The sequence below is a fragment of the Stappia sp. P2PMeth1 genome (assembly GCF_900185735.1).
Taxonomy (GTDB): Bacteria; Pseudomonadota; Alphaproteobacteria; order Rhizobiales; family Stappiaceae; genus Stappia.
The window spans coordinates 282,906-309,062 of the sequence record NZ_FYAW01000021.1; the positions used below are offsets into that span (position 1 = coordinate 282,906).

21 protein-coding genes and 1 tRNA gene are annotated in these 26,157 nt (G+C 67.8%); 15 read left to right on the forward strand and 7 right to left on the reverse strand.

The features are described 5' to 3' along the window. Positions 1 to 44: 44 nt before the first annotated feature. Positions 45 to 1,343 carry an RsmB/NOP family class I SAM-dependent RNA methyltransferase gene (locus tag P2PM1_RS15110; RefSeq protein ID WP_186399615.1) on the reverse strand — a complete coding sequence of 433 codons (1,299 nt, stop codon included), beginning with the start codon at positions 1,341 to 1,343 and terminating at the stop codon, positions 45 to 47. Positions 1,344 to 1,722: 379 nt separating this feature from the next. Between P2PM1_RS15110 and P2PM1_RS15115 the strand changes: the two genes are divergently transcribed. Continuing rightward, positions 1,723 to 1,959 carry a hypothetical protein gene (locus P2PM1_RS15115; protein ID WP_186394390.1) on the forward strand — a complete coding sequence of 79 codons (237 nt, stop codon included), beginning with the start codon at positions 1,723 to 1,725 and terminating at the stop codon, positions 1,957 to 1,959. A gap of 102 nt (positions 1,960 to 2,061) precedes the next feature. Here P2PM1_RS15115 and guaB read toward each other — a convergent pair whose 3' ends face one another. The 3 genes from guaB to P2PM1_RS25830 all read right to left on the reverse strand — a co-directional run bounded on the left by guaB (position 2,062) and on the right by P2PM1_RS25830 (position 5,546). Continuing rightward, positions 2,062 to 3,564 carry an IMP dehydrogenase gene (gene guaB / locus P2PM1_RS15120; protein WP_186394389.1) on the reverse strand — a complete coding sequence of 501 codons (1,503 nt, stop codon included), beginning with the start codon at positions 3,562 to 3,564 and terminating at the stop codon, positions 2,062 to 2,064. Between the two features lie 188 nt (positions 3,565 to 3,752). Then, complete coding sequence (locus tag P2PM1_RS15125; RefSeq protein ID WP_186389186.1) at positions 3,753 to 4,451, reverse strand: RlmE family RNA methyltransferase; 699 nt, start codon at positions 4,449 to 4,451, stop codon at positions 3,753 to 3,755. 9 nt (positions 4,452 to 4,460) lie between these two features. Continuing rightward, complete coding sequence (locus P2PM1_RS25830) at positions 4,461 to 5,546, reverse strand: Ppx/GppA phosphatase family protein (protein WP_244293163.1); 1,086 nt, start codon at positions 5,544 to 5,546, stop codon at positions 4,461 to 4,463. Between the two features lie 1,153 nt (positions 5,547 to 6,699). Here P2PM1_RS25830 and P2PM1_RS15135 point away from each other — a divergent pair. Continuing rightward, positions 6,700 to 6,773 (forward strand) — tRNA-Gln (locus tag P2PM1_RS15135). 210 nt (positions 6,774 to 6,983) lie between these two features. On the opposite strand, the gene P2PM1_RS15140 is transcribed toward P2PM1_RS15135, so the two are convergent. Continuing rightward, positions 6,984 to 8,261 (reverse strand): FAD-binding oxidoreductase, encoded by a 1,278-nt coding sequence (locus tag P2PM1_RS15140; RefSeq protein ID WP_186399616.1) that lies wholly within the window; start codon positions 8,259 to 8,261, stop codon positions 6,984 to 6,986. 116 nt (positions 8,262 to 8,377) lie between these two features. Between P2PM1_RS15140 and P2PM1_RS15145 the strand changes: the two genes are divergently transcribed. Further along, positions 8,378 to 9,265: a LysR substrate-binding domain-containing protein gene (locus tag P2PM1_RS15145; RefSeq protein ID WP_186399617.1), complete on the forward strand. Its 888-nt coding sequence runs from the start codon at positions 8,378 to 8,380 to the stop codon at positions 9,263 to 9,265. 91 nt (positions 9,266 to 9,356) lie between these two features. On the opposite strand, the gene P2PM1_RS15150 is transcribed toward P2PM1_RS15145, so the two are convergent. Beyond that, positions 9,357 to 10,865: an aldehyde dehydrogenase family protein gene (locus tag P2PM1_RS15150; protein WP_186399618.1), complete on the reverse strand. Its 1,509-nt coding sequence runs from the start codon at positions 10,863 to 10,865 to the stop codon at positions 9,357 to 9,359. Between the two features lie 253 nt (positions 10,866 to 11,118). Here P2PM1_RS15150 and P2PM1_RS15155 point away from each other — a divergent pair, with 253 nt between their 5' ends. Then, positions 11,119 to 12,018 carry a LysR family transcriptional regulator gene (locus P2PM1_RS15155; RefSeq protein ID WP_186399619.1) on the forward strand — a complete coding sequence of 300 codons (900 nt, stop codon included), beginning with the start codon at positions 11,119 to 11,121 and terminating at the stop codon, positions 12,016 to 12,018. A gap of 43 nt (positions 12,019 to 12,061) precedes the next feature. Here P2PM1_RS15155 and P2PM1_RS15160 read toward each other — a convergent pair whose 3' ends face one another. Next, positions 12,062 to 12,886, reverse strand: coding sequence for an IclR family transcriptional regulator (locus tag P2PM1_RS15160; protein ID WP_186399620.1), 825 nt, complete (start codon positions 12,884 to 12,886; stop codon positions 12,062 to 12,064). Between the two features lie 234 nt (positions 12,887 to 13,120). Between P2PM1_RS15160 and P2PM1_RS15165 the strand changes: the two genes are divergently transcribed. From P2PM1_RS15165 to P2PM1_RS15215, 11 genes are all read left to right on the forward strand, one after another. Then, positions 13,121 to 13,510, forward strand: a complete 390-nt coding sequence (locus tag P2PM1_RS15165) for a hypothetical protein (RefSeq protein WP_186386786.1) — start codon at positions 13,121 to 13,123, stop codon at positions 13,508 to 13,510. A 36-nt stretch (positions 13,511 to 13,546) separates the two neighbouring features. Beyond that, positions 13,547 to 14,395, forward strand: a complete 849-nt coding sequence (locus P2PM1_RS15170) for an alpha/beta fold hydrolase (RefSeq protein WP_186386785.1) — start codon at positions 13,547 to 13,549, stop codon at positions 14,393 to 14,395. Between the two features lie 196 nt (positions 14,396 to 14,591). Beyond that, complete coding sequence (gene attM, locus P2PM1_RS15175) at positions 14,592 to 15,374, forward strand: N-acyl homoserine lactonase AttM (protein ID WP_186386803.1); 783 nt, start codon at positions 14,592 to 14,594, stop codon at positions 15,372 to 15,374. Between the two features lie 39 nt (positions 15,375 to 15,413). Then, positions 15,414 to 16,586: an ABC transporter substrate-binding protein gene (locus P2PM1_RS15180; RefSeq protein WP_208985288.1), complete on the forward strand. Its 1,173-nt coding sequence runs from the start codon at positions 15,414 to 15,416 to the stop codon at positions 16,584 to 16,586. A 67-nt stretch (positions 16,587 to 16,653) separates the two neighbouring features. Beyond that, positions 16,654 to 18,468 (forward strand): sugar ABC transporter ATP-binding protein, encoded by a 1,815-nt coding sequence (locus P2PM1_RS15185; RefSeq protein ID WP_186399621.1) that lies wholly within the window; start codon positions 16,654 to 16,656, stop codon positions 18,466 to 18,468. After that, a complete protein-coding gene (locus tag P2PM1_RS15190; RefSeq protein WP_244301532.1) occupies positions 18,465 to 19,883 on the forward strand; it encodes an ABC transporter permease in 1,419 nt (472 codons plus the stop codon). The genes P2PM1_RS15185 and P2PM1_RS15190 overlap by 4 nt, the downstream gene beginning before the upstream one ends. Beyond that, complete coding sequence (locus P2PM1_RS15195) at positions 19,880 to 21,259, forward strand: ABC transporter permease (protein WP_244301533.1); 1,380 nt, start codon at positions 19,880 to 19,882, stop codon at positions 21,257 to 21,259. Before P2PM1_RS15190 ends, P2PM1_RS15195 begins: the two co-directional genes overlap by 4 nt. 46 nt (positions 21,260 to 21,305) lie before the next feature. Continuing rightward, entirely contained in the window at positions 21,306 to 22,010 is a 705-nt protein-coding gene (locus tag P2PM1_RS15200) for a bacteriorhodopsin (RefSeq protein WP_186399622.1), read from the forward strand. A 45-nt stretch (positions 22,011 to 22,055) separates the two neighbouring features. After that, entirely contained in the window at positions 22,056 to 23,750 is a 1,695-nt protein-coding gene (locus P2PM1_RS15205) for a flotillin family protein (protein WP_186399623.1), read from the forward strand. Between the two features lie 55 nt (positions 23,751 to 23,805). After that, entirely contained in the window at positions 23,806 to 24,237 is a 432-nt protein-coding gene (locus tag P2PM1_RS15210) for a hypothetical protein (protein ID WP_186386781.1), read from the forward strand. After that, positions 24,238 to 26,148 carry a hypothetical protein gene (locus tag P2PM1_RS15215; RefSeq protein ID WP_186399624.1) on the forward strand — a complete coding sequence of 637 codons (1,911 nt, stop codon included), beginning with the start codon at positions 24,238 to 24,240 and terminating at the stop codon, positions 26,146 to 26,148. Positions 26,149 to 26,157: the final 9 nt, after the last annotated feature.

A 26,157-nucleotide genomic window follows, 5' to 3' on the forward strand; every position in this document is an offset into this window, starting at 1 on the left:
GCATCTGACGAGGGTCCGGCATCTGACGCAGGACGGCGACGGTCTCAGGCTTCCTCGCGCCGCCGCAGCAAGGCGATGAAGAAGCCATCGGTCGCGGTGCGCGCCGGGCTGAGTGTCGCAAAGCCGGGCGCCTCGAAACGCGGACGCGGCGCCGCCTCCCCGAACAGCTCCGTCCAGCGCGACTCCAGCGAGATCGCCTCGAAGCCGGGAACCTCGGCCAGAAAGCCCCGCACCTGCTCGCCATTCTCGCAAGGCAGCAGCGAGCATGTGGCGTAGAGAAGATGGCCGCCCGGGCGCACATGCCGGCTGGCCGATGACAGCACCTCGTGCTGCTCGCGCACGCGCGCGGCCAGCGCGTTGGGCGTGATGCGCCACTTGGAATCCGGCCTCCGGCGCCACACGCCGGTGCCCGAACACGGCACGTCGACGAAAACGAGATCCATCCGCCCTTCCAGGTCGGTGAGGGTCGCCGCCTCCGGGTCTCGCACCTGGACATTGCGCGCGCCCGCCCGCTGCAGACGCTCGAAGATCGGCGCGAGCCGCAGCTTGCTGGCATCATGGGCGTAGATCTGCCCGCGGTTGCCCATCGCGCCGGCCAGCGCCAGCGTCTTGCCACCGCCGCCGGCGCAATAATCCAGCACCTGCGCCGGCTCGACGGACGCAGCAACGAGCGCCGCCACCTGGCTCGCCTCGTCCTGCAACTCGAACCAGCCCTTGCGGAAGCCCTCTTCCGCCTGAACGTGCGGCGCCCGCTCCTTGCCGAGCGGCGGCTCGATCCGCAGCCCCACCGGCGAGATCGCCGTCGCGTGCAAGGAGAGGTGAGAGAGCTTGCGCAGCAGGCGCTCGCGGTCGCCCTTCAGCAGGTTGACGCGCAGGTCGATCGGCGCGCGGGCGGCAAGCGCCCTGCCCTCCTCGACCGCGGCATCGCCGAAAGCCTCGTGGAACTGCGGCCACAGCCACTCGGGAATGTCGGCCGCCACATGCGGCGCCATCTCGACCGGAGCCTCTGCGGCAAGCCGCGCCGCCTCGTCCTGCGTCACCACCTCGGGCGCGAAACGGTCGCCATCGAGCACCGCGGCAAGACCGTCGACGCCGAAGCCCCAGATTCGCGCATAGGTGGCCAGCACCAGCGCGCGCGGGCTCTCGTCCTGCATGATCGCAGCCAGCGACAACCGCCGGCGCAGCGCATCGAACACGAGGTTGCCAATGACCAGCCGGTCGCCGGAGCCGGCAAAGCGATGCTGCCGGCCCCAATCGCGCAACGCCTCCTGCACCGGCCGGCGCGCCTGCTCGACATCGCCGAGAATCTCGATTGCCGCAGCCAGGCGGCCTCCGTCCTTCATGCTTCGTGTCCTCGAAATCCGTCCATGCGCGCCAGCAGGTCGCGACATCGCCCGCGTCGCGCCGCTGCCCGACGGCACGACGCCAAAGACCCTGCCAGCCGATCCCGGCCTGACCGGGACTGCACCCTTTCGGCTGCTTTAGCCGATCCTCCGCGCCTTGCCAATGTCTGGCACCGCCGCGACAGGGTGGCGTGGCATGTCGTTTTCGCGAGCAGCCTTCACCCTGGGATTGTTTGAAAGTCAACCTTAAGTAGTGACGCCTCGATATTATTGACAGAGCACACCAAACATACAACCAATACGTGCTTATGAGTAGAATACAAATAACGCTTCCATAACGTCACTGAGTGCCAAATCTTGTTTATCGGAGGAGGATGCCATGAAAAGCGACATCAGACAGCCGACCGAAAGTACATTTACCGACCCGGATAAGGAAATTCGGGCGTGGAAAGCGTTCTTCTCCTATGCCGCCCAGGACGTTGACGGAGCCTCGCCCGAGTTGCTCGTCGCCTGCGCCCATCGCCTTCTGGAGATGTCGCGGGAACCCCGCGCGCCGCGCCGCGGCGGCCGGCGGCGCGGCCCACAGGCGCAGGTTGCGGACGCCGCTCTCGGGTGATCGGCCGGCACGATCCGGAAAAACCGGTCCGGAAAACGACACCGGGCGGAAGATCTCTTCCGCCCGGTGCCGGCTGATATTTCTTCTCGACCGTCGCCGTCCTCAGACGCCGCCGGGGTAGTTCGGGCTCTCGCGGGTGATCGTCACATCGTGGGCGTGGCTTTCACGCAGGCCCGCGCCGGAGATCCGCACGAAGCGCGCCTTGTCCTGCAGATCCGCGATGGTACGGGCCCCGACATAGCCCATGGCCGCGCGCAGGCCGCCGCCGAGCTGGTGCAGGACGCTGGCAAGCGGCCCCTTGTAGGGAACCTGACCCTCGATGCCTTCCGGCACCAGCTTCAAGGTGTCGCGCACTTCCGCCTGGAAGTAGCGGTCGGCGGAGCCCCGCGCCATCGCGCCGACGGACCCCATACCGCGATACGCCTTGTAGGAGCGGCCCTGGTGCAGGTAGACCTCGCCGGGGCTCTCGTCCGTGCCCGCCAGCAGCGAGCCGACCATCGCGGCGGAGGCACCGGCCGCCAGCGCCTTGGCAAGATCGCCCGAGAACTTGATGCCGCCGTCGGCGACGATCGGCACGCCGTCCTTCTCGGCAACCGCGCAGGCCTCCATGATCGCGGTGAGCTGCGGCACCCCAACGCCGGCGACGATCCGGGTGGTGCAGATCGAGCCCGGACCGATGCCGACCTTGACCGCGTCGGCACCGGCGTCGATCAGCGCCCGCGTGCCGTCGCCCGTGGCGACGTTGCCGGCAAGGACCTGCACGGCATTCGACTGCGCCTTGACCCGGCGCACCATCTCCAGCACCCGCTCGGAATGACCATGGGCGGTGTCGACGACCAGAAGGTCGACGCCGGCATCGATCAGCCGCTCGGCCCGCTCGAAACCCTCCGGCCCGACGCTGGTTGCCGCCGCGACCCGCAGTCGGCCCTGCTCGTCCTTGGAAGCGTTGGGGTTGAGCTGAGCCTTCTCCATGTCCTTGACGGTGATCAGACCGATGCAGTGGTTGCGGTCGTCGACCACCAGCAGCTTTTCGATGCGATGCGCATGCAGCAGCCGCTTGGCCTCGGCCTGGCTCACACTGTCGCGCACTGTGACCAGCCCTTCGCGGGTCATCAGCTCGGCGATGCGCTGCGCCGGATCGGAGGCGAAGCGCACGTCGCGGTTGGTCAGAATGCCGACCAGCCGGCCGACATGATGCCCGCCCGAGCCGCCGTTCTCGACCACCGGCACGCCGGAAATGCCGAAATGCTGCATCAGGTCCAGCGCTTCCTGCAGCGTCGCCTCGGGGCCGATCACCAGCGGGTTGACCACCATGCCGGACTCGAATTTCTTGACCTGGCGGACCTGCTCGGCCTGCTGATCGATGGTCAGATTGCGGTGAATCACGCCGATGCCGCCGGCCTGGGCCATGGCAATGGCAAGCCGCCCCTCGGTGACGGTGTCCATGGCGCTCGACAGGATCGGCAGGTTGAGCTCCAGCTCCCGCGTCACCCGGGTACGAAGATCCGTTTCCGCCGGCAGGACCTCCGAATGGCCCGGCATCAGCAGGACGTCGTCGAAGGTCAGAGCCTCCGTACCGTGAATGGACTGGTAGAATGCGGGCATCGGCCAATTCCCCTTTCAGGAAAAACGACCCTGGTCCGGACGGGAGGCGTCCGGAGGAGCGGTCGCAGATGGGAGAAGTTGGCGCGGGTCATTAACACGCGTACGACGGGAAGGGAAGCGCGATCACGGAAGGACTTGTCCCTTCGCGGTCTTTTCTTAACCGCACCGATGCGGCGAGTGTCTTTCGCTCAGTCCTTGCGGCCGCGAAAACCCTTCGCCAGAACATAGAGTTCCGGGCTTTCCTTGCGGCTTGCCGGCGGCTTGATGTGATGCACCGTCTGGTAGTCGCGCTTCAGCTCGGCGAGCTGATCGTTCTCGGCTCCGCCGCGAAACACCTTGGACAGGAACGCCCCGCCCGGCGCCAGGGTCTCGCGGGCAAAGAGGGCGGCGACCTCGAACAGGTGAGTCGTGCGCAGGTGGTCGGTCTGACGGTGGCCGGTGGTGGGCGCCGCCATGTCGGAGATCACCAGGTCCGGCGCGTGGCCGCCAAGCGCCTGCAGCAGGGCCTGCGGCGCGTCGTCGTCGAGAAAATCCTTCTGCAGCAGCACCACGCCGGGGAGCGGCTCCATCTCCAGATAGTCGATGCCGACGATCAGCGGATCCTCGTCGGTGGACCCGGTCTTCGCCGCCGCCACCTGGCACCAGCCACCGGGCGCAGCACCCAGATCGACGATCCTCTGACCCGGCTTCAGCAGCTTGTGCTTCTCGTCGATCTCCAGCAGCTTGTAGGCCGCGCGCGAGCGATAGCCGTCGATCTTCGACCGGCGAACGTAAGGATCGTTGAGCTGGCGCTGCAGCCAGCGGGTGGAGGAATTCGACCGCTTGCGCGCGGTCTTCACCCGCTCGAACATGCCGCGGTCGCCGCGTCCGCGGCCCGAAGTGGTCATTGCCTTGTCCTATCTCGTGCGCCCGCGCGGGCGCTGTCGGTGCGGCGGCTTTCGGCGCCAGACATTGTCGGCCGCCATAAGCTCCATCAGGATGCCCTCGCGCAAGCCCCGGTCGGCGACACGCAGCCGCTGGCACGGCCAGCGCCGCCGGATCGCCTCGAGGATCGCACAGCCCGCCAGCACGAGATCGGCCCGGTCGGCGCCGATGCACGGGTTGTCGACGCGCTCCTCATACGGCATCGCACGCAGCCGCTCAATCATCGCCGAGACATCCTCGGTGTCCATCCACGCCCCGTCGACCCGGCGCCGGTCGTAGCGCTTGAGGCCGAAATGCACGCCGGCCAGCGTCGTGACGGTGCCGGATGTGCCGAGCATGTGCACCTTGCCGTCGCAGATCGCCGCGCTGAGTTCCCGTCCCAGCGAGAAGGCCTCCAGATGCGCGCGGGCATCGTTGACCATCGCCTCGAACGTGTCGGTCGTGACATGGCGTCCGCCATGGCGTTCCGCAAGGTTGACGACGCCGACGGGCAGCGAGATCCAGGCGCGGATGAAGCGGGTGAGCGCCACGCCGCGCGCGCCGCAGCGGTTGCGCAGGTCCAGCCAGACGATCTCCGACGATCCGCCGCCGATGTCGAACAGCACCACGCCATTGGCATCCGGACACACGAGCGACGCGCAGCCCGCGACCGCGAGCCGCGCCTCGGTCTCCCGCGAGGCGATCTCCAGGGCAAGTCCGGTTTCCTGCCGCACCCGCTCGATGAATTGCGGCCCGTTTTCCGCCGCGCGGCAGGCTTCCGTGGCGATCAGGCGGAAGCGATCGACCCCCCGCTCCTCCAGCTTGTCGCGGCAACAGACCAGCGCTTCCAGCGCCCGCTCCATCGCCGGCTCGCTCAGCCGGTTGGTATGGCCCAGCCCCTCGCCCAGCCGGACGATGCGCGAATAGGCATCGACCACGCGAAAGCCGCGCTGCTCGGGCCGTGCCACCAGCAGGCGGCAATTGTTGGTGCCAAGATCGAGCGCCGCATAGAGCCGCCCCGGCGGCTCCGCCTCTGGCCCGGCTACCGCATGCCCATGCGGCGGCGGCCGGTGGGCCACGGGTTCGTCCCGCCCGCGCGCCGGCAGCCCGGACGCGCAGTGGGGCACCGGCGCGCGCACCGGCTCAACCGGGCGGTCGTGTTTTCCCGAGCCCTCGCCATGGCTGCCGGGGCCCGATTGCCCAGCCCCCCACCCTGCCTGCTGTCCGGTCGTCGGCACACCACGCCGCAGCGCCGCAGCGTCCCGCGCCCCTGGTTGCGGCTGTTCCTTGTACCGGATCGCGGCCCTGCCGGCCTGCGGCGCAGTCTGCGCGCGCGTTGCCGGCTCGGCTTGGCCCGCCGTCTCGGCGGGTGTCTGCCCTTCGGCCCGGCTCGCAGCCGTTCGGCTGGCATCCGTGCGGCTGGCATCTGTCTGGCTGGTGTCCGTCCGGCTGGCATCGGCACGCCGCTCCGCCCGGTTGGGGCGGTGGCGCTTGCGCGCCCGCTTTCGGCTGCCCGCGGATGCAGCTTTCCCGTTCACGCCCCCTAGTGGTGGCGCGCCGACGGCGTTCGCTCCGGCATCCCGGTCTCCGGCCGTGCGTGCCGCACCTTGCCCGGAGCCCCCGGCCGGGGCGCCAGCGGCGCCCTTCGGCCTGCGTCTCTTCCGGGACCTCTTGCGCTTGGCGGGCCCTGTGCCGGCGCCTGTCGCGTCGCTCTGTCCCGGTGTCGAGCCGGGATGCAGCCGGCTGTCGCCCGGCTCCATCTGTCCCGATTCGCTCACAGTCTGTCCTTGCCGGCACCCATGGGTGCCTCTGCCTTCCTGTGGCAGCCTCATCGTGGCCGCCGCCAGAAAACGCATTGTCGTTGGGGAGAGTTTACCACCATATCCGCCGCCCGCAACGTTCTGCCCCACGGGAAGCCCCCGACAGCCGCAAATCCGATGGCATGCGACGCCGCGCGCGCGCGGCCGGGCCTTGCGCGCGCCCTCTGCCAACCCCGGATATGCACAGGCTGGGGCAGCATTTTTTCCAAGGACCGGCATCCGTGCTTGACAGCGCAGGCCCGGATTCATAAAAAGCCCCCATGGATGCGCTGCCGTTCGCGCGGCAGGCGCCGGTGAAGCTTTTTCCTGAAGGGCATCTCCGGCCGGACTGCATCGCCAAAGGCTCCAGAGCCGGCATGGCTGTTGCAGATCCAGATGTCCGGTCAGATCCGGACACAGCATCCATCGGCATTGGGGAATAGGTTAACGGTAGACCCACGGACTCTGACTCCGTTAGTCCTGGTTCGAATCCAGGTTCCCCAGCCAACCTCCCTGTCTCATAGGCTCACCCTCCCCGCCAGACTTGCCCTTGCCCGCGGAGCGTCCCGTACGGCATCTGTCATCGCGTGTGCAAGCATTCTAGTCCGCGGCCTCAGTCCACGGCCTGAAGGGCGCACTACCTCCCACACAGGCTGCGTGCAGGCCGCGCGCGCCGCTGCACCGCGCCGCAAGGGCGGGCGGACGGGCCCGCCCGCGTCAGGCGCCGCCCCTCGCTTTGACGGCATGGGTCAGGACGGCGCCCATCTCGTAATAGGCCTCGCGCACGGGAACTAAGCTCTCGCGGTGGCTGGTCACCGGCGCGACGGGCAGGACGGTGTCGTCGCCGGTCAAAAGCGCCTCGGCCGCAAGCGTGCCGAAAGTGGTGCCCGGCCCGATCCCCCGGCCGGAATAGCCGAAGCAGGCCAGGGCCGAGGTGCCGAAGCGCAGGATCTTGGGGATGTGATCGCCGGTCATGGCGATGCGGCCGGACCAGTCATGTTCGAACGGCAGGTCGCCCAGTTCCGGGAAGGTCTGACGCAGCTTGCGGCGCGCCCAGCTCATGTGGACAGCCCGTCCCGGCCCTTCCAGATTGCCGATGCCGCCGATGATGAAGCGGCCCTGCGCGTCCATGCGGAACGAGGACATGACCAGATCCGTATCCCAGCAGCCCTGGCGCCCCGGCAGGATGCGCAAGCGCAGGTCCTGCGGGATCGGCACGGTCGCGGCCTGGAAATAGTTGACGGCGACGATCTCCGGGCGCGTGCCCATGTCGATCCCGTCGAAATAGGCGTTGGTCGCCAGCAGCAGGCTGCGCGCCCGCACCGGCTGGCCGTTCACGCTCAGATGCCAGTGCTGGTCCTCACGCCGCACCCGGCTGACGCGGCTGTGCTCGAACACCCGCGCCCCCGCCGAGATTGCCGCCTGCGCCAGACCCAGCGCATAGGACAGCGGCTGGATCGTACCCGCACGCGGATCGAACAGCGCGCCGTGAAAGGCCCTGCTGCCGGTGCGGCGGGCCGCTTCCGCCGCATCCAGCAGTTGCAGCGGCCAGCCGAGGGCCGTGCCCTGGCGGTGCCGCTCGGCCAGATCGCGGAAGCCGGCAGGCGCATGAGCCAGATGCAGCGTGCCCTGCCGCGTCGCCTCGCACTCGATGCCTTCGCGCTCGATCAGCGACCACACCCGGCGCGGCGCATCGGCCAGCAGCGCCATCAGCCGCCCGCCCGCCTCGGCGCCCATTGCCCTGACGACCTCCTCGGGCGGCAGCCAAAGCCCCGCATTGACCAACCCGACATTGCGCCCCGAACCACCGTGGCCGAGCGTCTCGCCCTCGAACACGGCGACCGAGGCGCCGCGCCGCGCCCCTTCCAGCGCCGCGGCCTGGCCGGTGAAGCCGCCGCCGATGATCGCCAGGTCCACGTCCAGCGGGCGGTCCAGCGCCGGTGCCTCGACCCGAACAGCAGAACTCGCCCGCCAAAGATTTCCCTTGCTGGTCATGGAAGCGTCCCCGAACGTGCCCGCCTGATCCGGGCGATTTGACATTGGCGTGAGCATAAATCGCGAAACCTGCTAAAAAAGCGCGATTTCGTCACCGATACTCAAGGAAAACTCACATGATCGCGCCGCGTCGGTTCCTGCCCTCGATCCCGTCGCTGCTGGCGCTGGAAGCGGTGGACCGGCTGGGGTCGGTGACGGCAGCGGCGCACGATCTGGCGCTGACCCATTCCGCCGTCAGCCGTCAGTTGACCGTACTGGAAGAGCAGCTTGGCGTCGAACTGCTGCGCCGCGAAGGGCGCGGCGTCCGGCTGACCGACAGTGGCCGCGACTATGCCCAATCCGCGCGGAACTGCCTGCAGGATCTGGCCGACGCCAGCTTGCGCATCCGTGCCGCCGGGACGCGGATCAGCCTGAACCTTGCCATCCGCCCGGCCTTCGGCATGTCCTGGCTGGCGCCGCGGCTGCGCATCTATGCCGCGCGCCATCCCGACATCTCGATCAATCTCGGCACGCGCTTGACGCCTTTCGACTTCGCGCAGGAGCGCTTCGACGCGGCGATCCACTTCGGGCTGCGCGACTGGCCGGGCATGTGCTGGCTGGATCTTGCCGGCGAAGAGGTCATCCCCTGCTGTGCCCCGGCCCTGCTCCCGGATCGCATCGACGATCCGCAGGCGCTGCTGGCGCTGCCGCTTCTGCATCTGGAAGGCCGCCCCGGCGCCTGGGAGGAGTGGTTCCAGGCCCAAGGAACCGAGGCCTCGCGCCTGCGGGGCATGCTGTTCGACCAGTTCGCCACCCTGGCCGAGGCGGCGGTGCTGGGCTTTGGACTGGCCCTGTTGCCCCGCCCCATGGCCGAGGCCGAGTTCCATCGTGGCCGACTGGTGCCGGCCTTCGATCGCTATGCCCCCACGCAGGGCCGCTATGCGCTGGTCTGGCCCGAGGCGCGCCCGCCCTCGCCCGCCCTGGCGGATCTGATCGCGCTGCTTGAGGAGCTGCGCGAGCCCTGATCCCCGGCAGTCTCGCGCCGGGGGAAACACAACACGGCCGCCACTGGGCGGGAGCCCGGCGGCGGCCTGCATCGCGGGGTCTTGCCTCGCCTCAGATGTCGAACTTGACGCCCTGGGCCAGCGGCAGCGCGGTGGAGAAGTTGATCGTGTTGGTCGCGCGGCGCATGTAGCCCTTCCACGCGTCCGAACCGCTTTCACGGCCGCCGCCGGTCTCCTTCTCGCCGCCGAAGGCGCCGCCGATCTCGGCGCCCGAGGTGCCGATGTTCACGTTGGCGATGCCGCAATCCGAGCCGGCGGACGACAGGAACATCTCCATCTCGCGCATATCCAGCGTGAAGATCGAGGACGACAGGCCCGCGCCCACCGCATTGTGCTGGGCGATGGCGTCGGTCAGGTCCTGGTAGCGCATCACATACAGGATCGGCGCGAAGGTCTCCTCCAGCACCGGGCCGGTCTGGCTGGGCATCTCGACCAGCGCCGGGCGGGCGTAATAGCCACCCTGCCCGACAGTGACGCGCTCGCCGCCATGGACGGTACCGCCGGCCGCGCGGGCGGCGTCCAGCGCCGACTGCATGGCATCGAAAGCGGCCTTGTCGATCAGCGGGCCGACCAGCGCATCGGTCTCCAGCGGATTGCCGACGCTGACCTGGCCATAGACCTTGATCAGTTTCGGCACGATCTGATCGTAGACACTGTCATGCACGAACAGCCGCCGCATCGTCGTGCAGCGCTGGCCCGCCGTGCCCATGGCGCCGAAGGCAACCGCGCGCAGCGCCATGTCCAGATCGGCGGACGGCGTGACGATGCCCGCATTGTTGCCGCCCAGTTCCAGGATCGCCCGGCCGAAGCGCGCCGCGACCTTGGGACCGACGATCCGCCCCATGCGGGTCGAGCCGGTGGCCGAGATCACCGGCACGCGCGTGTCCTCGACCAGCGCCGCGCCGATCTGCGGGCCGCCGATCAGCACCTGCGACAGGTTCGCGGGCGCATCGCCAAAGCGCGCCAGCGCGCGGTCCAGGATCGCCTGGCAGGCGAGCGCGGTCAGCGGCGTCTTCTCCGAGGGCTTCCAGACCACGCTGTTGCCGCAGACCAGCGCCAGCGCCGCGTTCCACGACCAGACCGCGACCGGGAAATTGAACGCCGAGATGATGCCGACCACGCCCAGCGGATGCCAGGTCTCCATCATCCGGTGGCCGGGACGCTCGGTGGCGATGGTCAGGCCGTAGAGCTGGCGCGACAGGCCAACGGCGAAGTCGCAGATGTCGATCATCTCCTGGACTTCGCCCAGTCCTTCCGAGGTGCTCTTGCCCGCCTCGATCGAGACCAGCCGGCCCAGGTCGCTCTTGCTGGCCCGCAGTTCCTCACCCAGCAGGCGCACCAATTCGCCCCGGCGCGGAGCAGGAACGCCGCGCCAGTCCAGAAAGGCCTTGTGCGCGTCGGCGATGATGCGATCGGTCGTGGCGAGGTCATGGGTCGCGATGGCCGCGACCTGCTCGCCCGTCAGCGGCGAGAAGGTGGCCAGATCGCCGCCGGTCAGCAGGTCGGGCGAGAGGCTAAGCCGGGAAAAGATCTCGGCGGTGGCGGCGGTCAGCTTGGTCATCGGAATGTTCCCTTGTCGACGTTCAGCTATCGGCAGTCATGTATCGGTTTTCAGGCCCTGTCGGCGGCGCGGCGGCGTTGTCCAGGTCCGGTCACCGGCCTCACGCATTGTGCCCGTTCCGGTCGAGCGGATCCGGTCGAGCCGTTCTGCGCCACGTCAGCTCCTTGAGCGGGTGATCGCATCTTGCATCTGCCTAAAGCATGGATCATCGATTGAATCGTGCTAATATCTCATGAGTTGATGCAGGATGCGCATGGATCTTCGCCGCCGACTGATACCCGACATGATCATGCTGCAGTCGTTCGACAGCGCGGCACGACACCTGAACTTTACCCGCGCGGCCGAGGAATTGCACCTGACGCAGAGCTCGATCTCGCGCCATGTCCAGGATCTCGAGGCGCAACTGGGCGTCGCGCTGTTCAACCGGGTGCGCCGGCAGGTCGTGCTGACGCCGGCGGGACTGCAATTCCAGCGCGAGGCGGCGCGGCTCTTGCAGGACAGCCGGACGATGATGATGCGCGCCTTGCACACCGGCGACAGTCCCGAGGTGCTGCGCATCGCCACGCCGCCGACCTTTGCCGGCCGCTGGCTGGTTCCGCGCCTGCCCCGGTTCTGCGCCGACCATCCGGGCTTGCAGATCGACGTCATCACCTATGACGCTCCCTTTCCGCTGGCGCGGGAGCATTGCGACCTGGCCTTTCACTTCGGCGATCCGGTCTGGCCGCAGGGCGAGTGCCGTTATCTGTGCAGCGAGCAGGTCGTCGCCGTCTGCGCGCCGCAGCTCCTGCCGGACCCGGCCGAGCCGGTCGAGACGGTGTTGGCACGCCTGCCGCTGTTGCAGAATGCCGGTCGCCCGCTGCAATGGCAGGATTGGCTGACCCAGGCGGGGATTGAACGGGATTTCAGCCTGCGCGGGCCGCGTTTCGACAGCTTTGCCACCACCATTGCCGCGGCGCAGGCGGGGCTCGGCGTGGCGCTGCTGCCCGACTATCTGATCGAGACCGAACTGGCGACCGGCGAGTTGCTGCTGCTGGATGCGCCGGCCCTCGTCTCCACCGCCGCCTACTACATCGCGATGCCCGACCAGAGCCCGCGCGGCCAGTTGGCCCAGGCCTTCGCGGACTGGGCCTGCGCGCAGGTCCGCAAGCGCTAGCCTTGCCTCACCCCCTCATGCGACCGAACACCGGAGAAGCGGCTCACCCGCTCGCAGTTGCAGGGACGGCGTCTGTCATCTGGTGCAACCCGATATTCGCTCCCATGCGGTGTGACAGGCGCGCGGCGATGCGCTGGACACTGGCAATGATGCAATCCTGGCTGGTGTCCTCCAGCCGGTCGACCGGCAGGCTGACAGCGACACCCGCCATCGGCCGGTTGCGCGAATCGAGGACGGACGCACCAAAGCAGATGATCCCTTCGGCCACCTGCTGGTCGTCGACGGAAAAGCCGTTCTGCCGCACCATCGCGAGTTCCGACAGCAGGGTCTCCATGTCCTTGACGCTGTAGGGCGTGCGGGGCTCCGGAAGCCCCTCGGGATACAATCTCCGGACCTCGAACTCGCTCATATGGCTGAGGAAGGCCTTGCCGGTCGCGGTGAAACAGGCTGGCAGGCGCATGCCGGCGCGAAACTCGATGAGGGAGTGGGAAATGGCCGAATTCCGCGCCGCGATATACACGACCTCGCCCCCTTCCAGCACGGTCAGGGTAATGGTCGCACCCGGCAGTTCGGTCTCTTCGTCCCACAGTGTGGCGAACTCGGCGGCGACATCGGACTGCTGAACGAAGGCGTTGGCCCAGCGCATCACATGCGGGCCGACGCGGAAGGTCTGATCCGGCCTGCGGATCAGCAGTCCCAGTTCCGTGAGCGTGTGGCACAGCGTATGCGCGGAGCTCTTGGCGATCTCGAGTTCCCGGGCGATCTCGGTGAGCGAGGGGGGATTTCTGGCGTGAGTCACGAAATCGAGAATCCGTATGCCCCGCTCCAGCGCAGGCACCAGCCGCGGCTTCAGCCCATCCGTCGCCATCCATTCCTCCTGTGCCCGCTGCAATCTTCGCGAGTGTTCTACGCCCCCCGCCCAGCTTGTCAATTCAGGCAATGTATCCGCGTTTTGTCCTTGACATCCGTCTAGCATGATGACTAACGTTCAGTCCACAGAAAAGAGTTCAGCATATTGAACCGAAATCGCCAAGGAGAACGCAGTTCTTCTTGAGGGTGGATTGGGCGGCACTCCTGGCGCCGCCTCCGGGGAGGAACAGCAATGGTGATGAGCCTGCGCGACTGGGCCGTGCGCTTCAGCGAGGCTTCGGATCGTGACGCCACCATCGGCGCGATGGCCAAGTATTTCACGTGCACCTACATGTGGGACATGGGCACGGCGAAGGTCATCGTCGAAATGATCGACGGCAAGGTCTATCGCATCAACACCGATCCCCGGCCGCTGGATGCCTACGACTTCGCCCTGCGCGCAAGTCCGGCGACCTGGCGCGAGTTCGCCCGCCCGGTTCCCGAGCCGATGTATCACGGCATCTGGGCAGCAAGTTTCCGCCGCGACCTGAAGATCGAGGGCAACACCCTCGTGATGATGCAGAACCTGCGGAACTTCACCGTCCAGTTCGAGCTCCTGCGCAAGGTCGGCGTTCCCGTCTGACCCCGCGTTTCAATCCCAGACCTGAAGGACTCCGGTATGGCCAAGCACTCGCCGGTCATCGGTCGCTATGTGACCATCGACGTCGACGGCTATGAATACAAGGTGTTCTACCTGCGCAACGGCCAGGGACAGCCCCTGGTGTGCCAGCATACGGCCGGCTGCCACAATCATCAGTGGCGCGGCCTGCTGGAGGACGAGGCGATCACCCGGGACTACGACGTGATCGCCTATGATCTGGCCCGGCACGGCAAGTCCGACCCGCCGCACAATCGCGAATGGTGGAAGGAGGAGTACCTCCTCACCGCCGATCACTACATGAAGTTCGTCGTCGCGTTCTGCGACGCGCTGGAGCTGAAGAACCCGATCTTCATGGGCTCTTCCTTCGGCGGCAACCTTGCCCTTCAGCTCGCCCTGCACCATCCGGACCGCTTCCGCGCCGTGATCCCGGTCGAGGCGGCGGAGCATGCCCCCGGCTTCTTCCTGGACTGGTGGCGGCATCCCCACGCCAACGCCGCTCAGGTCTGCGCCTCCGGCGTGTGGGATCTGATGGCGCCGCAGTCCCCCGACCAGGACCGCTGGCTGACCTGGCACTACTACACGCAAGGCTCCGAGGTGTTCCGGGGCGATCTCTATTTCTACTCGATCGACCACGACCTGCGCGGCCAGCTCGGCAACATCGATACCCGGCGCTGCCCGGTGATCATGATGACGGGTACCTACGACTATCTGACGCCCCCCGAAGCAACCGAGAACACCGCCCGCCAGATCCCCGGCGGCATCTACATCGAGATGGAGGACATCGGCCATTTCCCGATGTCCGAAAACTATCCGCTGTTCGCCGTCTACCTGAGGGAAGCGCTGCGCATCATCGAGGAGCGGACATGAGCCGCGCCGCCGCCGGAGGAGTGATCGCCCGATGAAGATCGTGGAGTTCGACGATAAGGGCCTGCGGGTCGAGGTCGAAGCGGATGGCGCCGGCGGCAGGAGCCGCGCGGACGGCTCGGCGCTTGCCCCCCGCCCGGTCTTCGCGCCGACGCCTGCACCGGCCGCAACGCCGGCGCGGCGGCGCAAGTCCTCGGGGATGGAGCTGCACATGTTCCAGACCGGCACGCTGCGCACCAAGCTCAAATACATCAAGATGAACCAGGGTGAGGAGGACTTCGAGATCCCCGTGCCGTGGTTCCTGATCCGCCACCCCAAGGGCAACGTGGTGATCGATGGCGGCAATGCCGCCGAGGTCGCCGTCGACAAGCGCGGACACTGGGGCAAGGTGGTGGATGCCTATGACCCGGTCATGGGCCTGTCCGAGAACTGCATCGAGCAGCTCAAGATGGTGGATGTGGCGCCGCATACGGTGCGCTACGTCCTGCAGTCGCACCTGCATCTCGACCACACCGGCGCCATCGGCCGCTTCCCGAAGGCCACCTATGTCGTGCAGAGGGCGGAATACGACTATGCCTTCCGCCCCCACTGGTTCTCCCAGGGCGCCTATATCCGCTCGGATTTCGACCGGCCGGGCCTCGACTGGAAGTTTCTCGGCGGCGACTACACCGACAATTACGACCTGTTCGGCGACGGCACGGTGCGGATGATCTTCACGCCCGGCCATTCTCCCGGACACATGTCGTTTCTGGTCACCCTCCCCCAGACCGGACCGGTGCTGCTGACCATCGATGCCGCCTACACCCAGGACCACTGGGAGGACCGGGCGCTGCCGGGACTGGTTCACTCCGCCGCCGATGCCGCCAACTCCGTCGCCAAGCTGCGCCGGATCGCGAAGGACACCGGCGCGATGGTCGTCACCGGCCACGACCCCGACGGCTGGGCCGCGTTCCGCAAGGCGCCGCACGACTTCTACGACTGAAGCCACGCCCCGAGAGAGGGCAACTGAGGAGGAAATAGCATGACGCTGAAAAGATACCTCGGCCTGACCGCAGCCCTGCTGGCCGTTGCGATCAGCCCGGCCCTGGCGGAAGGCCTCGACGAACTCAACCCCGCTGTCGTCGAGCGTCTCTACAACAAGGACATGCTCGACCCGATGCAGCCGGTCGGGCCCAGCGCCTGGCGCGAGTTCAAGGCGAAGAACCCGCCGCCGTGGAAGATCGGTTATGCCTCGTCCTATGCCGGCAACACCTGGCGCGCCGCCGCCATGGACGAGTTGCAGAACACCATCATTCCCGAATGGCAGGCGCTGGGGCTTGTGTCGGAGGTCGTCGTCACCCAGTCCAACCTGAACGACGCGACGCAGATCCAGCAGATGCGCCAGTTGGTCGACCAGGGCGTCGATGCGATCATCGTGTGCTGCTCGAACCCGACCGCGCTCAATGCCACCGTCAAGTATGCCGCCGACCGCGGTGTCCCGGTGTTCTCGATGACCGGCTACCTGACCTCGGAATACTCGGTCAATTCCTCGGTCAACTACCAGGTCGCGGGCTATGAGATCGCCCGGGAAGTGGTCGAGCAGCTCGGCGGCAAGGGCAACGTCCTGGTGGTCGAGGGCATTCCCGGCACCTCCGGATCCGACAGCCAGCATCGCGGCGTCCTTGCCGGACTGGCAAGCTCGCCCGACATTCGCGTGGCCGGCCAGGTCGCGGGCATGTGGACCGATCAGGTCGCCCAGGGCGAGGTCCAGCGCTGGCTTGCGACCAATCCCGGCCAGCTTGACGCGATCGTCGTCCAGTCGGCCGCCGAGATGGGCGTGCTGCGCGCCGTGCAGCAGTCGGGCCGGGGCAACATCCCCGTCGCGATCGGCGGCGAGCTGGGTGCGCTCTGCTACTGGCGCAAGAACCCCGACTACATCACCGCAGCCTATCAGGTCTGGCCGCCGGCCGACGAGATCCAGCTGATCTGGAACATCATGATGCGCACGCTGCAGGGCCAGGGTCCGAAGGTGCAGTCGGTGCTCGTCGATCCGGTCAAGATCACCCACCAGGATCTCGCCGAGGTGATGGGCGAAGACTGCAACGAGGACAGCCCGGACTGGCTGGCCGTCGGAGCGAGCCGCTGGGGCCAGGACCCCGCCTATCTGGACGACTTCTTCCTGCGTCCGGCCGATCCGCGCGCCTACAAGCCGTGAACCGGATCTGAAACCGCGGGGCCGCACACCGTGCGGCCCCACCTTTCCACCTGACCGCCGGAACCCCATGGCCGACGCCGCTCTCCCCGCCGCAACAGCGAAGCCCGGCCGCGAGACCATCGCGGTTCGGAACGTTCGCAAGTATTTCGGGCCGACCCGCGCGCTCGACGGCGTCAACTTCTCCGCCCGGGCCGGCGAAATCCATGCCGTCGTCGGCGGCAACGGCTGTGGCAAGAGCACGCTGGCAAAGGTCGTTTCCGGCATCCTTCCGGTGGACGGCGGCACCGTATCGATCCTTGGCGAAAGCCCGTCCACCCCGGCCGAAAGCCGCGCACTCGGCATCTCCACCGTCTATCAGGAGGTGCTCGTCGCCGACGAGGCCAGCGTCGTCGACAACATCTTCATGGGCGCGGACACGCTCTTCACCAAGACCCTGGGCCAGGCGCAGAAGGTCGCCCGCGCCGCCCAGTTGATGGAAGAGCTTTCGGGGGAGCCGGTCGATCCGCACGCCCTCGCCGGCACCCTGCCCCTGTCCCTGAAACAGTGGCTCACCATCGCCCGCGCGCTTCTGTCGGATCCGCGCATCCTGATCCTCGACGAGAGCTCGGCGGCGCTCGACTTCGATTCCACCGAACGGCTGTTTTCCAAGATGCGCGCCCTGCGCGACGCCGGCACCACGGTGCTGATCGTGACCCACCGCATCGCGGAACTGGTGCGCATCTCGGACCGTGCCACGGTCATGCGCGACGGCCGCGACGTCGGCGTGCTCGAGCGGGCCGATATCACCGAGCGCAATCTCCTGTCGCTGATGACCGGCGAGGACCCTGGAACCGGGCACATGACGCAGGAGCCGGCCCGGCCGGCGACGCCGGAACGGGCCCTGCGCGCCGCTGCCCTCAAACTATGGCCGGCCAGCCACAGCTTCGACTTCGACCTGCGCCGCGGCGAGATCGTCGGCATCGCCGGGCTGGACGGACAGGGGCAGGACGCCTTCGTGCGGGCGCTGGCCGGCGTCCAGCCGGCCCCGTCAGGCAGCGTCGAGGCGCAGGATCGGCACGGACACTGGCATCCGGTGCGCGCCCTTGCCGAAGCCGTCAAGGGACGCATTGCCTATGTCTCCGGCGACCGCAAGCGCGAAGGCATCTTCGCGTCGCTGTCGATCTTCGAGAACATGGTGATGCCTCTCTACCGGGAGAAGAAGCGTGCCGGCATCCTCGGCATCATCGACTGGGAAACCCTGAACACCACGTTCCGACGCGAGGCCGACAACCTGCTGATCAAGTTCGGCGTCAAGGAAGACCGCATCACCTCGCTGTCGGGCGGCAACCAGCAGAAGGTGCTGATCGGGCGCGGCTTCGCCATGCGTCCCGACATCATCGTGCTGAACGACCCGGCGCGCGGCATCGATGTCGGCGCCAAGAACGAGCTCTACAAGCACCTGCATCGCTTCGCGGCCGAAGGGCGCTCCGTCGTCTATCTGTCGTCCGAGATCGAGGAGTTCCTCGGCTTCGCCACGCGAGTGATCGTCTTCCGCGACGGGGCGCCGTTCGATGCGTTTGACGGGCGCGGCCTGCGCGCCAATCTCGTGCTCGAGGCGATGTTCGGCCAGACCGACGGAAGCGGGCTCAACGCTGCCTGGGGGTTGAAGCCCGTCGCCGGCCGACCGGCCGAGACGCCTGCGACCGGCGACGGCGTGCGGGTCCGCGTCGACATCCCCGACCACCTTCGCGCCGCCGCGCCCCAGCCCCGCCCGCCAGCGGAAGACCGTGTGCCGCAGGCGGCTCACCGGACGCCCTCCCCCGCAGCAACGCCCCCGGCGCGCCGTATCAAGATCGTCGAGTTCGACGCCGACGGTCGTCAGACCCGTGGAGGCCAGCGGTGAGCATCACCACGACAGGTCCCGGCGCCAGCGCTCGCAGCGACGCCCCCCGGCAGGGAGGACGGTCGAATCCGTTCCTGCTGATGCCGATCACCCTGTTCTTCGCGCTGCTGACGCTCGCCGTCCTGCGCTCGCCCAGCCTGACGACAAGCTATGGCCTCGGCGCGGCGGTGATCGTCGTCTCGCCGCTGATCCTGGCAACCTATGCGTTGATGGCCTCGGTGATCTCCGGACGCGGAACCGTCGACCTGTCGGTCGGACCGCTGATCGGCTTCATCAACGTCACGCTGATCCAACTGAGCGGCGCCGGCATCATCTCCTCCCCGATCGCGGTGTTCCTCTACGCCATCGCCGCAGGCGCGCTGTACCAGTTCCTGTTCGCCCTGATCGTCATCTATGTCCGCGTCCAGCCGATCATCGTGTCGCTGTCCGGCTATCTGGCCCTGTCGGGGATCAATCTTGTCATACTGCCGCGACCAGGCGGCCTTGCCCCGGAATTCATGGCCGAATGGGGCTACGGCACCACCATCTTCTCGCCGCCGCTGATCATCGTCCTGATCGCCACCGGCCTGTGGCTGCTGTTCACCGCAACCGCCTTCTACACCCATCTGCGACTGATGGGCTCGGACGAGCGCGCCGCCTATACCTCCGGCGTCCAGATCTCCGTCGTACGGATCGGCGCGCATCTGATTTCGGGCGCCTTTGCGGGGCTAGCGGCGATCTGCTTCACCGCCCTGATCGGCTCCGGCGACCCCTCGCAGGGCACGACCTATACGCTGATCGCCGTCACCGCGCTGGTGCTGGGCGGCGCGTCGCTGGCCGGCGGGCGGGCGGGCGTCTTCGGGTCGGCGCTCGGCGCGCTGAACCTCTACCTCATCACCTTCTCGCTCTCGACCTTCAACTTCGGCGCGGTGCAGAGCTTCGTCACCAATCTCGCCTATGGCACGATCCTGGTCGTGTCGCTGCTGCTGACGCTGCTGATCCCGGTGATCCAGCGGCGCATACCGAACTTCTCGCCGCTGCTCTATTTCGTCGCGCTGTCGGTGGTGGTGCTCGGCGTCATCCTGCATGCCAGCTTCGACTATCGCAGCCTTGGCGCTGTCGGCGCCGTCCTTCCCGGTCCGCTCGACATGCAGGCTGCCCTGACCGGCCCGCTGGAAATCGCCATCGTGTCGCCGGCAACCGAGGCCCTGCGCCTGCAGGCCGCGCCGCTGATCCTTTCGGTGATCGTCCTCGCCGTGGTTGCCCTGTTCCTGCGCCTTGCGATCACCGAGGCCGGTCGGCGGCGTGAGATCGGCATGGCCACTGGTGTCGTCGTGGCGGCGCTGGTTCTGGCAATTGCCTGGGTGATGAGCAGCGAGAGACCGGCACCGCCCGCAGAGACCGCAGCGCCCGTTTCGCAGGAGGTCGCCGAATGACCGACGCCGCCCGCGTTGCCCCGCGCACCCCCCTGCCGCTCGGCGCCCGCATCCTCGGCCTGGTGGCCGGCCTGATCCTGACCGGCATCGGCATCATCATGGGCTTTGCCCAGGATGCCAGCGTGCAGTTGGTGATCCTGGCCGCCATCGCCACGCTCGCCCTGTGGATGTGGGGCTGGCACTATGTTCTTGGCCAGTTCTGGGAGATCGGCGGCGACAGCGAAGACGGCCCCGGTCCGATCCGCAGCCTGTGGAACAGCTATCGCTGGCCGCTTCTGGGGCTCGCCGCGATCCTGCTCGCGTTCCTCGTGCTCAGCGCGACCGTGACGGGTTTCTTCAATGTCTGGAACGTCATCTCGCTGCTGATCCTGCTGACGATTCTGGTCCTGACGCGCACGCTCGGCCGACAGTTCCAGCAGAATCGCTCCGCCTTCATCGGCATCATGGTTCTGTCGGGCCTCTTTTCCGTCGGCGCGATGAACATCGAAGGCTTCTCCTCGGCGCAGAACATCAAGTCGATGCTGCTCTTCGCGGCCTTCCTCGGGCTGGCCTCGGTCGGGCAGACCATGGTGGCGCTGCTCGGCGGACTGGACCTGTCGATCCCCTTCATCATCGGCGCGGCGAATGTCGGCCTGCTCTACCTGATCTCGCTCGGCGTGCCGCCCTGGCTCGCCATGATCATCGTGCTGACCGTCGGCGTCATCCTGGGCGTCATCAACGGGTTCCTCAGTTACCGGCTGCAGGGTCAGGCACTGATCGTGACGCTGGGCACCGGCTTCGCGATCTCCGGCGGCGTGCAGATCCTGACGTCGATCGGCACCGCCTATTCGGGCAACGTGTTCGGCACCGTTCCCAAATGGCTGGCCAACCTGAGCTCGATGAACGGCACCACGTTCGGCCTGCCTGTTCCGCCGGTGATCGTGATCTGGGCCCTCATCGCGCTGGTTCTGATCGTCGGCATGCGCACCACCGTCTATGGACGCTACCTCTACGCGCTCGGCGTCAACCGCACCTCGGCCAACCGGGTGATGATCTCGGAGCTGCGTTACTGGGTCTCCATGTACGCCCTGTCCGGCTTCTTCGCGGCGCTGACCGGATCGCTGTTGCTCGGCTGGTCGGGCGGCGGATTCATCGGCGTCGGCGACCAGTATCTGTTCCTGACGCTGGCCGCTGTCGTGGTCGGAGGCACCTCGCTTCTGGGCGGACAGGGGGGCTACGGCTTCACGGTGATCGGCGTCCTGGTCCTGCAGGTCCTGTCGAGCTTCCTTGTCGGGCTCGGCCTCAACTTTCAATGGCAGCAGTTCATCTTCGGACTGCTGATCCTGCCCATGGTCGCGCTCTATGCGCGCTCCCCGCACATCCGCACGCAGATCTGAGGCGGGACCATGGGCAACAGGCACATCCGCGAACGGAGGAAACGCGATGGCGGTTTATGAGACGGCCGACCTGACCGCGGCGAGCTATTCGGTGGCGATCTTCGGTCTTGCCGCAACAGCGGTGCTGCTGCTTCTCGGCACGGCCTGGGTGGGGCGGGCCTGGAAGCTGCCAGTGACGCTGTGCGCCGTTGCGGCGCTGGTGGGCGTCGCCGCGGCCTGGGAAGGACGGATCGCCTGGGGCGCGGCCGGACAGGTGCCGGTCGTCTATCACTATGTCGGCTGGATCGTGTCGATCCCGCTGCAGGTGATGGCCCTCTATTTCTTCGCCGCCACCTCGCGGCGGCTCGGAGCCGGCCTGTTCTGGCGCCTCATCGTCGTCGCCGTGCTGATGGTCTTCGTCCGCTACCTGGGCGAGGCGGCCTATATGAACGCCACGCTGGCCTTCCTGATCGGGCTCGTGTTCTGGCTCTACATTCTCGGCGAGCTCTATTTCGGCGGAATGGACGACGCGGTGCGCGAGGCCGAAAGCGATGCGGTGCGCAGCGGCTACTTCTGGCTGCGCCTGATCGTCACCATCGGCTGGGCGATCTATCCGCTCGGCAATTTCCTGACCGCCTTCGCCGGCATCCCCGACACCGGGGAACTGACGGTGGCCTACAATATCGCCGACATCCTGAACCGCATGGCCTTCGGCGTCGCGGTGCTGGCCACCGGGGTGCTGTGCGCATCCTCGGAGACCCGCCGTGACTGACGCCATCGGTCATTCCTCTGCCGCGCATATGAAGGGAGCACGTCCATGAACGGTGCAGACGTCATTGCCATCATCATCCTGGCGGCGATCGTCATCGCCGTGGCCGCCTACCTGCTTCACTGGCTCTACCGCCGATCGACCAAGGACATCTCCTTCGTGCGAACCGGCTTCGGCGGCGAGAAGGTCGTCATGGGCGGCGGCGCGCTGGTGCTGCCCATCCTGCACGACATCACCGAGGTGAACATGAACACCCTGCGGCTGGAGGTGACGCGCGCCCGCGAGCGCTCGCTCATCACCAAGGACCGCATGCGCGTGGAACTGACCGTGGAATTCTACGTCCGCGTCGCCCCGACGGAAGAGGCCGTGGCGATTGCCGCGCGGTCCCTCGGCTCCCGGACAATGAATGCCGAACAGCTCAAGGACCTGATCCAGGGCCGTTTTGTCGACGCCATGGGCGGCGCCGCGGCGAAGATGACGCTCGAACACATCCACGAGCACCGGCAGGCCTTCGTCAAGGAGGTCAAGCAGGAGGTGGCCGAGAGCCTTGCCCTCGACGGGCTGGAACTGGAAAGCGTCTCGCTCACCTCGCTCGACCAGACCGACATCAAGCTGTTCGACGAGTCCAACACCTTCGACGCCGAAGGCCTGACGCGCCTCACCGAGCAGATCGAGAGCCGCAAGAAGAAGCGCAACGACATCGAGAAGGACACGGCGGTCGCGATGCGCGCCAAGAACCTCGAAGCCGAGAAGCGCAGCCTCGAGATCCAGCGCGAGAGCGAATATGCGCGGCTGGCGCATGAAGCCGAAGTGGCGGTCGAGCGCGCCAACCGCAAGGCCGAGATCGCCAACGAGGCGGCCGCCCGCGAACGCGAGATCGAGACGGCGAAGGTGAAGGAACGCGAGGCGGTCGAGCGCACCCGCATCGAGATGGAGCTGGAAATCGAGCGGCTGGAGATCAAGCGCCGCGAGGCCCTGGATCTGGAGCAGCAGATGCGCGAGATCGCCGTCTCGCTGAAGTCGAAGGAGCGGGCCGAGGCGCAGTCGATCGCCGAAGCGGCACGCGCCGCCGCCGTGGAGGCTACCGAACGGGTGCAGACCCTGCGCGACCTGGAGATCGCCAACCGCCAGAAGAAGGTGGAGGTGATCGAGGCCGAGCGCGCTGCCGAGTCGGAGGCTGTCCGGCTGCGCATCCTGGCGGAAGCGGAGAAGGCCGCCGCGAGCGACCGGGCGGATGCCGACCGCATCGCCGTCGCTGCGCTCGAGGAGCGTCTGCGCGTGGAAGCGGAGGGCAAGGAGAAGCTGAACGCGGCCGAAAACCTGCGCTCCGACGCCAGCCGCCGGTCGGCGCTGCACAAGGCGCTGGTGGAGAACCTTCCCGCCATCATCCGCGAGAGCGTCAAGCCGATGGAGCAGATCGACGAGATCAAGATCGTCCATGTGGAAGGCTTGCCCGGCCTCTCGGGCGCCTCGCTCTCGGGACAGGCGAGCGGCGCTGCGATCGACGGCGGCACCCCGCGCGACGGCAACCTGGCCGACCAGGTGGTGACCTCGGCCCTGCGCTATCGCAGCCAGGCGCCCTTCGTCGATACGCTGCTGGGTGAGATCGGCCTGTCGGCAGACACGATCCACCGCCCGCATACGCTGCAGGACCTGTCGAAGATCGTCTACACCGACCCTTCGGCCCCCGAACCGGCGACCAAGGGCACCAAGGCGCGCGGCGGCAAGCCTTCGGCCAACTGACACATCGCGGGGCGCGCGACCTGCGCCCCGCCCTCCCCAACGGAGCGGCTGAGCCATGCGCGAACGCACCCCGAACGTCGACCGCGGAATCCTCGTCTTCTCGATCTGGGGCAGCCTTGGCTTTCTGGGCCTCGGGCTGTTCCTTGAAGGGATGGCGCACGATGTCTGGGCCGTCTCGGCAGCGGGCGTCGCCGTGATCCTGACGGCCCTTGGCGCGCATGTCGTCGTCAATGCCGTCCACGGCACCGGGTTCACCCGCGGCGAGGCGGCGCTCGGTGTCGGAACCTACGGCGTGCTGGGCTTCGTGTTCATCGTCGGGGCGCTGCAGGGAGACATGACGATGGCCGATTACTATGCGGGCCTGACCCTGTTCGGCACGCTGGCCGCCGGCTTCCTTGCCTATCTCGTCACCCGCCACGGGCTGCGCGGCGCCTTCTCGCAATTCCACATGCGCTCGGCGGGACCCGCCATGCGGAAGGGTGACTAGATGATCTGGCTCCCGCTCTACCTGCTGTTCTGGGCTGCCGTCACCCTGTACTGGGCGCGGGTGGCGGCCCTCGCCAACGCCGGCCACGAGACCTGGTTCTCGGCCGGACACACGCTTCCCGCCTGGGTGTCGGCGCTGGTCGTCGCCGGCGCCTCCGTCTCCGGCTGGGCAACGCTGGCGCTGCCTGCCGAGATCGCGGCGCAGGGCTTTTCGCATCCCTCGCTCCTGCAGGCAGGCGTGGTTCTGGCCATCCCCGGGGTCCTGTTCTTCAAGCGGCTGTGGCTGGTCGGCCAACGGCTGCGCCTGTCCTCGCAAGGGGAACTTCTGCGCGTCTATTGGCAGTCGGAGTTCCTCGTGGTGTTTTCCGCCCTGGTGGCGGTGGTCTTCGCCGTGGCCTTCGCAGGGCTGCAGTTGCGGGCCCTCTCGGCCATCGCCGCGCAGCTCACCGATGGGGCACTGTCGCTTGAAGGAGCGGCCTTGCTGCTGGGGGCGATCCTGATCGGCTATGTGGTGATCGGCGGCATGCGGGCCGTCGGCTATCTCGGCGCGATCCAGGCGGTGCTGGCAATGGCCGCGCTGATCGGCCTTGCCACCTTCGCCCTGGTCGAGGCCGGGGGTTTCGCCGCGCTCAACCGGGGCCTGCAGGCCGTTGTGGCCGAGAGCGGCGGCGGCCACCTGACCGTTGCCGGCGTCATCCAGTTCACCGCCGGGATCGGGCGCGAAGCCGCCGCCGGGCATGAGGGCACCGCCGTCGCCGCCCTGTCGCTGGCCTTTGCGCTGCTGGGCATGCAGGCCAGCCCCGTCGTGCTGAAGGTGGTGCTGTCCACGGCCACGCCGCGCGGTCTTGCCGCCGGGCAGACCTGGGTGATGGCGGGCGCCTTCGGTCTTGCGGTGGCGCTGGCCGCCGCCGCCGTCGGGGTGGCCGGCTATACCGATCCGGCCCTGTCTGTGCCGGCCCTGATGGCGAGCCTGTCGCCCTGGTTCGCGGCCTGGATCTTCATCGGCATCCTCTGCGGCATCCAGCTCCTGGCCGGGCTGGCCCTGCTGACGGCGGCCGAAGCGCTGGTCCGCACCCTCTACAAGCCCTGGTTCCACAGTGCCCTGTCGCGCTCGGCGACGGTCAGCCTGGCGCGCATCGCCGTGGTGCTGCTGGCACTGCTGTCGCTGCTGATGCAGGCGCTGACCCCGGTGACGCTGTCCGTGCTCGGCGCGCTGGCGCTGCCCCTCTCCGTCCAGTTGTGGACGCCGCTGCTCGGCATGACCTGGGTGCGCTGGTTCACGCGCCCCGCGGTCATCACCGGCACCGGCTTCGGCATCGCCGGCGTGCTGCTGACCGAGCCTTTCGGCCAGGCGGTGCTGTCCTTCCTCGGGCTCGACCTGCCATGGGGTCGCTGGCCCTGGACGATCCACTCCGCCGCCTGGGGTCTTGTGCCCAACCTTGTCGTGACCATGCTCGTCTCCCTCTTCACCCAGCGCCGGGGCTTCGGCAGCGAGGCGGAAGAAGCAAGGCGGTTCCTTGCCGGCACGCTGCGCCAGTCGCCCCGCGCCGAGGCGCTGCGCTCGACCGCCTGGTCGGTGGCGCTGGCCTGGGCCTTCTTCGCCGTCGGTCCCGGCCTGGTGTTCGGAAACATCGCCTTCGGCGCGCCCGCAGGCACCTGGCTGGTCGGAATGCCGTCGCAATGGGCCTGGGGCCTTCTGTTCTGGGCCCTCGGCCTCGGGCTCGTCTGGTTCCTCTCCTACAAGATGGAGATGGCCAGCCCCCATACCGGCGCCATACCGGCCTATACCCCGCCGCCGCGCCTGCGCCCCGACACGCGCGCGGCAGAGCGGGAACGGCTGCGCGCCCTGGTGCTGACCGCAGCCATCGGTTTCGCGCTGATCGTCCTGACGGCGCTGTCCTTCGGCGGATAGGAGCAACAA